Genomic DNA, 10,949 nt, shown 5'->3' on the forward strand with positions numbered 1-10,949 from the left:
ACCGCGTGACTGGCTCGCAAGTTACATTATGAATATATGTACCAGTGCGATTGAAAAAACATATCTTCAGATTTGGGTCCTTTGGCGGCTCCTACGATCTTTTTGCGCCGGTAATCAATGTGGTTCGGCGACAATGGCACTGGTACATCGCGCAGGTGTTTCCGGCAAAATGCTGTGACTTTCTGACAATCTACCAAGACGATACTCTCTATCTCATAGAGGCAAAGGATTATGCGCCGCCCGCACAAATCCGAATGGCTCGGAACGACGCTTGGGGCAAATGGTGTGCCGGGTGTTGGTTCATAGATGAGCTCGGCTCCGCGCGTGTTCATAGTAACAGGCAATACGTTTTCCGCGGGAAAGTTGTATGAATACGTATTCATCTATAGCTTGCCAGTTATGACTGCTCGAAGAAGAGCCAATGCGGAGCTGAACCGTTGTTTCTGATAATTGCGACAAAACACTTGTGAATGTTTGGTATATGGATACAAGCGTCTAAGATGGGAGAGGTGTCAGTCTGGAGATGATTGTGAAATCTTCGTGAGGAAGCAGGGGGATGGTTGATGCCCCGTGGAACGATATGCTGTAATTGGTTGTTGCGCTTCGGAATGTTTTGGCGGCATTCTGAAGTCTCCTACGAAACGCCGATGCAAACGTTTGAGCAGTGCGTCTTAAGCGATTCAGCGCCTGCGTGATGTGTGCATTTCATTCAGCCTAGGGTAGAATGCAGTACATATGCAAAAACGACGGTGTTGCTAATCGGGTAGAGGAGGGATGCGACTGCGAAGGATTGCAGCCACAGTCACCGCGGCATCCAGACGAATGCAACGCCATGAGAACTTGAGAAGCCTCTCGGTCCACCACGATCGGGAGAACGAGCAAAAAGGGGAAGAACCTATGAGGATGAAACACGGGAGCGACCGCGGGCCGACCATATCGGTGAAGCCCCGTCTGCTCGCTGCGTTCACGGCGGTGGCGATGATGTTCGCCACCGCCGTTCCCGCGATGCTGCCGAAGGTGGCGCAGGCGGATGATCCTACGGATCTGGGGCCGACTGATTCGGGATTCTATAAGCCGGGCGATATCCATCTTGGTGATGATATGGACGATCTGAAAGTGGATACCGGTGTTGCGACGTGGGTTGGCCGTGACATGTATGTAGGCGGGCGTCCTGATGGTAGCAATCTCATCCTGAATGGCAATAAAACCGGCGGTCCTGATGGTCGAGGCTTCTACACCTATACGAATGCGCCCACGGCCTCCTTTGCGGCCGAGGCCGAGGGCCTGACGATTGTCAAGGGCAAGCTTGCCATCAACCAGATCAAGGATAGTTGGTCGACAAGCCTTTGGAACCAGCAAGGGAATCGTACGCTGTTCTCGGGTGGCCAGGGTTTCCGATTCGGCATCGCCGGTTTCGGTGCTCAGTTCCGACCGGCTTCCGGCAGCACCGCGCTTGTCGTCGCCGGCGAGGGATCCAATATCTCCTCCATGACGACCGGAGGCCAGGTCGGCAATGTCGGTGCGTGGAACCACAACGGCTGGATTGGTGTGACTGCAAAGTGGGATGGTAAAGATACATGGACTCCGGTCACCGGTGAGGCCAGTTACAAGGCTCAGCTCAGTGGCAATAAGACATTCTCGCAGGGGTACGTCGACGGATATCAGCCTTATATCGGAACATTCAAGGGAACATATAAGCAAGGCAATCGTGACTCGATTGGCGGCAATCAGGGTGCATGGGCTGGCGACGGTCTTGTCACTTGGAACGCACAGAGCCCATTGACGAGCGTGAACGGCACCGATCGTTCCAAGTATACGGAGAAGATTCAGTCCGATTCGAACACGTTCAAGAATCTTGATCCTACTGGCACAGTGACTGTGGGCACTGCAGATGCGGGATCGGCCACGTACTACCGATACAGCTACGACAACAATGGCATCAGCTACTCATTCAATTGGGAGAATAACGGGCTAAAAAGCGAGAAGCTGATTACGTTTACGGGCGATGGCACCTCCAATCTGCAGGTGTTCAACATCAATAAAACCGTTCTGACCAATGGTTCTCAGGGCGGTATCGATTTCAAATTCACCAATATCCCCAAGGACGCCTCCATCGTCATCAACGTGACCGGTGGTAATGTGCAGTTCAACACCGGCTGGCGTTTCTGGTGGGACTATATCGATGAGAACGGTAACAAAGAAACGTTGCAGATCGGCAATGGATATTATCTGAAGGGCGAGGAGAAAATCCAGAAAGCCTATGTTCAGGCTGCCCGTTCGATTATGTGGAACTTCGCGGACGCCAATCTGGTGACCATCAACGGTGGTCAGTACTATGCAGGTACAGGTGGCGGCGCCGGCAAGGATGATGGCAAAAAGCCACAGGACTGGGGATACCTTGCGTGTGGTACAGGTCAGGAATCCAACTTCAACACGGGTTGCGCGGGCGATGACCCAGCGGCGGCCATGCTTGGTAGCATCATGGTGCCCAACGGCAGCTTCGACAGCCATGTCACGACGAACGGCCGTGTATGGGTCGGCAAAGACTTCATGATGAACAACCCGCGTCCAGCCGCTTATTTCAACAAGATTGAAGGCGTGTCTTCTTCTGTTCTCGATATGGACCAGGAACGGCATAACCTGCCTTGGACCGGTTCCGTTTCGGCAGAAGCATCCATGATTCAATGGAGCAAGTCCGATGGCACAAACGCACTTGGCGGCAGTAGCTGGAAGCTGTACCGTACCTTGAACGACGCCAAGGCGCAGAAGGACCCGATCACCACGGTGACCGATAACGGTACCGGCGATTGGAACACGACCGAGGGCATCATCTCGGTGACGGGTCTGGTGCCGAACAAAAACTATTACCTTCGCGAGAATGGCCATGTCCAAGGGCATGAAGGCAATACCAACATCTACCTCATCCAGACCGTCAATACCGGTGATACGTTGAATCAGACAATCTCCAAAGTCTGGAATGAGAATGGTCAGGAAATCAAGGGTACCAACGAGGATAAGGGCCTGACCTCTTCGGGTGCGATCATCAATCCTCCTGAGAACCTTGGAACCGGCATCGCATGGGGCAAGTATGCGGATGGAGATACCACGCATACACCGCTTCCGGGGTCGAAGTGGTCGATTTCCTCGGATGGCGGCACCACATGGTCGACTATCGAAGATACCACTGCCGCGGTTACGGGAATCGTGATCAAGGACGCGAACGGCGCCACAGTGAACGGTACGTATATCGGAGACGTGAAACCGGGAGTGGCGTTGAAGTTCACTGCATCCGTTACTCCTGAAGGCGCGCCGAACGGTATCACCTGGACATCCAGCAATCCGGCGATGGCCGTCGTTGAGTCTGACGGTACGGTCGATGTGCGCGATGGTGACGGGCAAACCGTTGTCACACTGACTGCGGCTTCGACTTCAGACCCGAGTATTACGGCCACTGTGAGCTTTACGCCGCTTGCGCCGGACGTCAGCAGCATAGAGATCTACAAAGACGGCGAAACCCAACCGGTCTCGAACATCACTCTGAACAGCGGCGATAGTGTGAAGCTCGAGGCGGTTGTTCATCCGCAGGTCACTCCAACATGGTTTGCGGACAACTCTCATGTCGCACTCACTACCGGCAGCGACGGCAAGGTGACGGTCAAAGGCGTGAGCGCAGGCACTGCGGTCGTGACGGCAACAGCGGGCAACAAGACGGCGCAGGTCACGGTGACGGTCACTACTGCGGTCGTATCTACCAGTACCGACATCTACGTGAAGTGGACTGACAAGAATAGTGCCAATTTGTACTATTACAAGGACAGCACTAATAATGGATGGCCGGGCGAGCCGATGACTCAGATTACCTGCAACGGAGACCGTTGGTATAAATTTAACGTTCCGATGACCGGTGATTTCACAGTCATTATCACTGGTAATGGGAATGATAAAGATAGGTACACTGCTAAGATTAACGGACAGAATGTCACTGACATTCCGATTGCGGGAACGCAGCCTAGCTACTACATCGGTGGATGGTATGAGCCGGTTGAGGCAGGTGTACCCTCGGGATGCGCCACCAGGCGCCCCAATGTTCGGCCCAAGCTCGCGGGTAACGAGGAGGCTGCCGATGATGGAATCGCTTCACCGCTTTCCATGGACGAGGCTGCTGCACAGGACGCGGCATCGTCTTCCCTGCGGGATGCGGATCCGGCCGCGGGCCGCTTCAAGCTCGAGAACTTGCCTGATGGCACGTATAAGCTCAAGGAGCATACTGCTCCAGAAGGCTTTACGTTGAATTCACAGGTGTACACGATTACCATCTCAAACGGGTCGGTCAATTGGGATCCTAATGTTGTCTCCGGTGGTATCGCTTGGATTTCCGATAAGCCCACGCAGGTTGCTTGGGACAAGGTCGACAGTGATAACAATACGCTGTTGGCTGGCACCGGCTGGACTATCTACCAGGGAGACAGCAATGGGTCATTCAGCAATGAACCATTCGCCGTCGTTCAGGACTGCACTTCGGCTCCTTGCACTGCTGGGAAGTATAACGGTGCGCCTGCGGGTATGGTGTTCTCGAAGCAGTTGATTGGTATTGAGTGGCCGGAGGATCGTAGTTTCGAGTTCACGCTTGAGGGCAAGGATGATGCTCCGATGCCGAAGAACGCGAAGATCTCCGTCAATAAGCCTGCTACGGGTAATACCGCTGCTTTTGATTTTGGTGCGATTCACTACGACAAGCCGGGCACGTATAAGTACACAGTCAGGGAGACAAAGGGTGATATGCCTGGTGTTTCTTATGACGAGCATGCTGTGGAGGTGACGGTGACTGTTACCGATAACGGTAAGGGTCAGCTCGACGCGGCGGCGACCGTAACCGGTGGCGCGTTTGTGAACGTCTACGACACCACGCCGTCTGGTGGTGTGCCTGCGGGTATGACGTTCATTAAGCAGTTGATTGGTATCACGTGGCCGGAAGATCGTGGTTTCGAGTTCACGCTTGAGGGCAAGGATAATGCTCCGATGCCGGCTGAGGCGAGGGTTTCGGTTGGTAAGCCTGTTGAGGGTAATGTCGCGGTGTTTGATTTCGGTGCGATTCAGTACACGACCGAGGGCGAGTACAAGTACACGGTGACTGAGGTTGCTGGTGACATGCCGGGTGTTGCCTATGCGAAGAACAGGGCGACAGTGACCGTTACTGTGACAGATGACAAGCAGGGTAACCTGATTGCGAAGGCTGAAGTGACCGGTGGCGTGTTTGCTAACGTATATGCTGCTGTGGAGAATGCTGGGGCGTATAAGTATAAGGATGAGGATCCAGAACCGGGCAAGTTCCTTGTCAAGAAGCTGCCGGTTGGTACGTATCGTCTCAAGGAGACCACCATTCCGAACGGCTATACACCCACGCAAGAGTATTACGAGTTCACGGTCACCGATAGTGAAGAAACTGTGCGTGTTTTCCCTAAGCCCATTGGCAATAACCGAAAGAAAGGTAATGTGTATTGGGGCAAGGTGAGCTCGGAACTAGAGAATGGAAAGCATGTGTATCTTGCAGGTTCAGCTTGGTCTATCAAGTTCAAGCCGCATGGTGCAAATGACTTCCAGGACCCTGTAGAGATCACTGACTGCGTGAAGTCTGGGTCGACGGAAACAGGCACTTGCACGGCGGTATCGGGTAGTCCTGACTGGGCAAAGGACAGCAATAAGGCTGCTGGACACGTCAGCCTTACTGATTTGCCGTGGGGCACGTACGAGATGGTCGAGACCAAGGCGCCAGACGGCTACTATGCCGATCCGGATGTGACCTACATCTTTACCGTTGGGCCGAAGACACCTGAATTCCAGAATGTTCAGATCTATGTGAAGAACGCAGATGGAAAACCGGGCGATCCTATTACGACACCGTCGAATCCCACGGGTGGAGACGGCAAGCCTCTGCCCGGCTATCCGAACCAGGTAATCGTCAATGAACCTGGTGTGGTTCTGCCATCCACGGGTGGTGAAGGCAACACGCTGGTCGCACTCTTCGGGGTTGCGCTCATAGCGATATCAATGCTAGGCTGTGGCGTAGCGATGCGAAAGCGCATCTAAACAAAACAGTCAATGATGAACAAATAAAGATTTGGGGCCGTCGACATCGGCTATCGCCAGCGGCGGCCCTTCCCTTGCGCGAATCACACGATTCATTGCTGGGGGGAAGTAAAAGGGTTTTATGAATCGCAAGGTTTATAAAATTTGCAAAACAATCGAAGGAGATAACATGAAGAAGGTTTGGAAGGGCTTCGCCGCTGCGGTTTCCGCCGCTGCGATCGCCGCCACCGGTTTCATTGGCGCCACCTCTGCTAATGCGCTTAGCGCTACTCAGGGTGACATCAAGATCACGAATTCTGTAAATGGCGATCAGTTCGATCTATATAAGGTTCTTGATCTGACCACGAGCAAGAAGGACAACAAAACCCAGTACTCCTATAAGCTTATTGGTCAGGATGTGACCCCGTATGTCGCGACTTCTGAGACCGCTGCTATCGTGGCTGCATATAACGCCACGGTTGCCGGCCTCAAAAAAAATGACAAGCCAATTGAACAGCTTACCGCTCCTGCTGATGGAGCCAGTGCTGACGCGCTGAGCGCATTCCAGCAGAAGTTGGCTGATGCTCTTGCCGGTCTGGACGGAGACGTGGATGGTGATGATGTCACGACGCTGACTGCGCCGACCGCCAAGACTTTTGCGAACAACCTTATGGAGCAGCTTGACGGTAAGGTCAATCCGACTACGTCCGTTACGGCGACTAGCGCCAACTACACCATTGAAAACGTGGATCCTGGCTATTACTTGATGGTTCAGACCGCGCAGAGCACCACTAAGCCGCAGACAATCACCAAGTCGGCTTATCTGCTCGACACTGTTGTGGCCAACGAAACGACCGAAGTAACCCTGAAGAAGGGTACCGTCACCGTTGACAAGCAGGTCATGGATTGGAACGACACCGACAATAAGACTGCTCCGGTTGTTGATCCCACTAAGATTACCGCGAATGATAATAAGTGGGGTTCCTCCGCTGATCACGACATCAACGATGAGATTCCGTTCCAGCTTACCGGTACCCTGCCGGAAAGCTACGATCGTTATGACACCTTCAAGTACATCTTCAACGATACGCTTTCCAAGGGTCTGACCTACAACAGCAACGCTCACGTGTACATGCTGCCAACCGGTGAAGGCGCAGTGGAGGTTGACGTCACTAACGCATTCGACATCTCCAATAAGACTGTTACGATTGGCGAAGGTGAAGACGCATCGACGGCCACGGAAATTACCATTGCTGCCAAGAATGATGACCTTAAGACCGCACTCGCGGCTCTGAATCCGGCTCAGACCGCTGCTTACGGCTACAAGTTCTATGTCCGTTATACCGCTACGCTGAATGAAGGCGCTGTGATTGGTAACCCGGGCAACCCGAACGAGGTCAACCTTGAGTTCTCCAACAATCCGAATAACGGTTCCGAGGGCACCAACACGACGCCGACCGTCACCGTTGTCGTGTTCACCTATCAGTATGATGTCAACAAGACCTTCGAAGGTGGCACCCCGGCCAAAGGCGACGAACCGGAGTTCACGCTGTACAAGAAGATTGAAGGCGACTGGTCTACGATCTCTACGCAGAAGATGACCGCTGGCAATAAGTTCAACTTCGTTGGCATCGACGATGGCGACTACTACATCGAAGAAACGCGTGTTCCTCAGGGCTTCACCAAGGCTCAGAACATCTACTTCCGTGTGAGCGCCACGCACAACAACGGTACAACCGGTGAGACGGCTACTAAGCCTTCGAGCACGCTCACTGTCACCTACTATACAGATAACACCTTCAAGACCGAGACTACGATTAGCGGCACGCTTGACAGCAGCGCTGGTCTCATCACCGCAAACGTCGTGAACAAGTCGGGCAACGAGCTCCCGTCGACCGGTGGCATGGGCACCACGATCCTGTACGCCGCTGGCGCTGCGATCGTCCTGATCGCGGGCATCGGCCTCGCTGTCACGCTCCGCCGCCGTCAGGCCTGAGCCTAACCCCTAAGGAAAGGTGATATGAGGAATCGCAACTCAGCCAATCTGACTCCTCAGACTGACCGCAGTGCCGATTCCTTATCCCTTACGCCGCCCGCCGGCTCCGCTACGGAATCGACGGGCGGCAGCCTTATGGAGGAACAGGCAGCAGCAACCACAACAAAACAGAAGAAAAAGGGTGGCGCGGGGCTCAACATCATGATTGTGCTCTTCGCGATTGTGCTCCTTGGAGGCATCGGCCTGATCGCCTACCCGACGTTCGCCAACTGGTGGAACAGCATGCACGCCTCGCGCGCAGTCGCCGGGTATGTGGAGCAGGTGAAAGACATGAGCGGGGAACAGAAGAAGGAACTTCTGGACCAGGCGCATGCCTACAACCAACAACTCAACACGTTGCCAGACCGTTGGCATTTGACCGACGAGCAGATGGACGAATACAACAAGACGCTCGACATCACCGGCACCGGAATCATGGGTTACATCACGATTCCCAAGATGGAAGTGCGCTTGCCCGTCTACCATGGCACCGAAGACACCGTGCTGCAGATAGCCGGCGGTCACCTGGCCGGGTCATCACTGCCGGTCGGTGGCGCAGGCACGCACACCGCGGTCTCCGGGCATACCGGACTGCCGTCGGCGAAACTGTTCACCGGCCTCGACAGCCTCAAAGAAGGCGACACGTTTGCGTTCCATGTACTTGACGACACGTACACGTACCAAGTGGATCAGATACGCACCGTGCTGCCCACCGAAATGCGCGACCTGGACTTCGACCCGGGCCAGGACTACGCGACACTGATCACGTGCACGCCCTACGGCGTCAACTCGCATCGACTGCTCGTGCGCGGGCATCGCATCCCGACCCCAGTCGAGGCGGACGAGACGCAGTACGACAAGGCGGACACGAACCGAACGCTCGTCATCGCGGGCATAGCCCTCGCGATCGTGCTGTTCATCCTGTGGATCATCTGGCTCATCGTGCGCCGCAGCCGCAAACGCGGGCGAGAGTCCATGGGCGGGACACGGGTCAAACATGCGGGGCGCTGATAGTCACCCGCACCGAAAACGCTTATAATAACAACCGAGAAGAAGAACACCTCACCAAACCAAGGGGGGACAACATGGGACGGCTTACAGTCGCGAAGCGGATTGCGCCGGCGATACTGTGCGCGGGGGCAATGCTTGCGAGCCTTGCCGTAGGAGTGCCGAGCGTCTACGCAGAAGACACCAATACGGAGGAAGGCCGCACCGACCTCGCGTCAAGCGTTGTCGCCGGCAGCGGTGAGGGCACCATCAACGTCACGTACGCGCACGACGAGACGGCGCTCGAAGGCGTGGTCTTCCACGTGTACAACGTGGCCAAGTGGGCGAACGAAGGCGGGTACGAACCGATCGGCGACTTCGCCGACGCCGAGAAATACCCGGTGAACTGGGATGTGCTCAACGCCGACCCGCAGACGTTCCGCGACATGGCGAATACGCTCGCGGGTTACATCGAGGTCAACGGCACCGAGCCTGCGGCCAGCGCGATGACCGACGCGAGCGGCAAGGTTTCGTTTACGAGCGTGGGCGACGGCATGTTCCTCGTGACCGCGGACCGCTTCATCGAGAAGACGCTCGAATGCAAGAGCTCGGCGATGCTCGTGGCACTGCCGAACGTGCACGTCGAAGGCGGCGCGAACCAGCGCGTGGTCAACATCGAGCCGAAGAGCGACTGCGTGGTGCCCGAAGTCAAGACCGAGACACTCAACGTGAAGAAGGTCTGGAAAGACGCCGGCAACACCGACCGCCCGAAGTCGATCACCGTGGAGCTGCTGAAGAACGGCGAATCGCAGGAAACCGTCGAACTCTCTGACGCCAACAACTGGCAGCACTCGTGGGCGGAGCTGGAATCCGGCAACGACTGGAAGGTCGTGGAGAAGAACGTGCCGGCAGGCTACACCACCATCTCCGAGTACGACATGACGGCGGAAGACGAAGCCAGCGTCACGATCACCAACACGAAGCCGGCGCCGCCGGTCACGCCGCAGAAGCCGCCGGCGCAGACCGGTGCGGACATCGCGCTCGTGGTTGTTGTGGCCGGTGCGGCCTTCATGCTGGGCTTGCTGCTGATCATCAAGACGCGCAAGAAGGAAGCGTGAGCTGTGTAGCGCGCTGAGTGTTCGGCGCGCGCCGGGGAGGCCACCTTACGGGTGGCCTCCCTTTTGCTGCCATGTTTGTGCAGTGTATTTGTGCCGTGTTTTGCAGTTGCGTAGATAGTGTGGAGATGTGCGCAATGCTGCATGAATTGCGGTATGGTCAGATAGAATAAAAACGTTCGGTCATTATATTGCATATCAAACAACATCATAAATTCCATGATGGTTTGAATTCTTCCCCTCAGCGGGGCGCACTTTGAGTAGAGAGTGCGCCCCGTCTTTCTTTTATGCGTCAACCCGAAACAGACCGCTTAGCCCATCACTAGAGCTGAATGTGACTGCCGTAGCTATCGCAGATACACACGATTAGTTCGAGGTTGCATGAATGCCACTCGCAAGGTCTTGTCTTGCGTCAGCATACGCAGCGAGTCAACTGCATTTGGAGAAATAATCTGCAGCCCATTGATTGCATACCAATATCTATCATGGTTGTCATGACTGCCCCAACTTTCTGGGCGACCATATCCGTCAATTCCGTTTAGCGGGCTATACGTGTCGGTGCAAAGACCCTGCTCTGCAACTCTTCCACAAGCAACACGCCCATTGGCGTATAGATATAGGGTTATACGCCAAAATGTGTGTCCTTTTGACTAGTTGCTGTCTTGCCATGGCGTGCTCCTGTGGAAGTCGTTCCATTCGATGCCGGTGCCGTATCGCTGCGGCATGCCGGTCTGGTCGTGCATGGT

Annotated in this window: 4 protein-coding genes; all 4 read left to right on the forward strand. The window is 55.0% G+C overall.

The window, feature by feature from the left end; genetic code table 11:
• The first annotated feature begins 897 nt into the window (after positions 1–897).
• The 4 genes from PG2093B_RS01565 (at position 898) to PG2093B_RS01580 (ending at position 10,206) form a co-directional block, all read left to right on the forward strand.
• Complete coding sequence (locus PG2093B_RS01565; protein WP_165369670.1) at positions 898–6,087, forward strand: Spy0128 family protein; 5,190 nt, start codon at positions 898–900, stop codon at positions 6,085–6,087.
• 169 nt (positions 6,088–6,256) lie between these two features.
• Complete coding sequence (locus PG2093B_RS01570; protein ID WP_165369671.1) at positions 6,257–8,062, forward strand: isopeptide-forming domain-containing fimbrial protein; 1,806 nt, start codon at positions 6,257–6,259, stop codon at positions 8,060–8,062.
• A gap of 24 nt (positions 8,063–8,086) precedes the next feature.
• Positions 8,087–9,112 (forward strand): class C sortase, encoded by a 1,026-nt coding sequence (locus PG2093B_RS01575; RefSeq protein WP_277985343.1) that lies wholly within the window; start codon positions 8,087–8,089, stop codon positions 9,110–9,112.
• A gap of 74 nt (positions 9,113–9,186) precedes the next feature.
• Positions 9,187–10,206, forward strand: coding sequence for a Cna B-type domain-containing protein (locus PG2093B_RS01580; protein ID WP_129896834.1), 1,020 nt, complete (start codon positions 9,187–9,189; stop codon positions 10,204–10,206).
• Positions 10,207–10,949 lie beyond the last annotated feature (743 nt).

It is taken from the genome of Bifidobacterium pseudolongum subsp. globosum (assembly GCF_004155535.1).
Classification (GTDB): domain Bacteria; phylum Actinomycetota; class Actinomycetes; order Actinomycetales; family Bifidobacteriaceae; genus Bifidobacterium; species Bifidobacterium pseudolongum_C.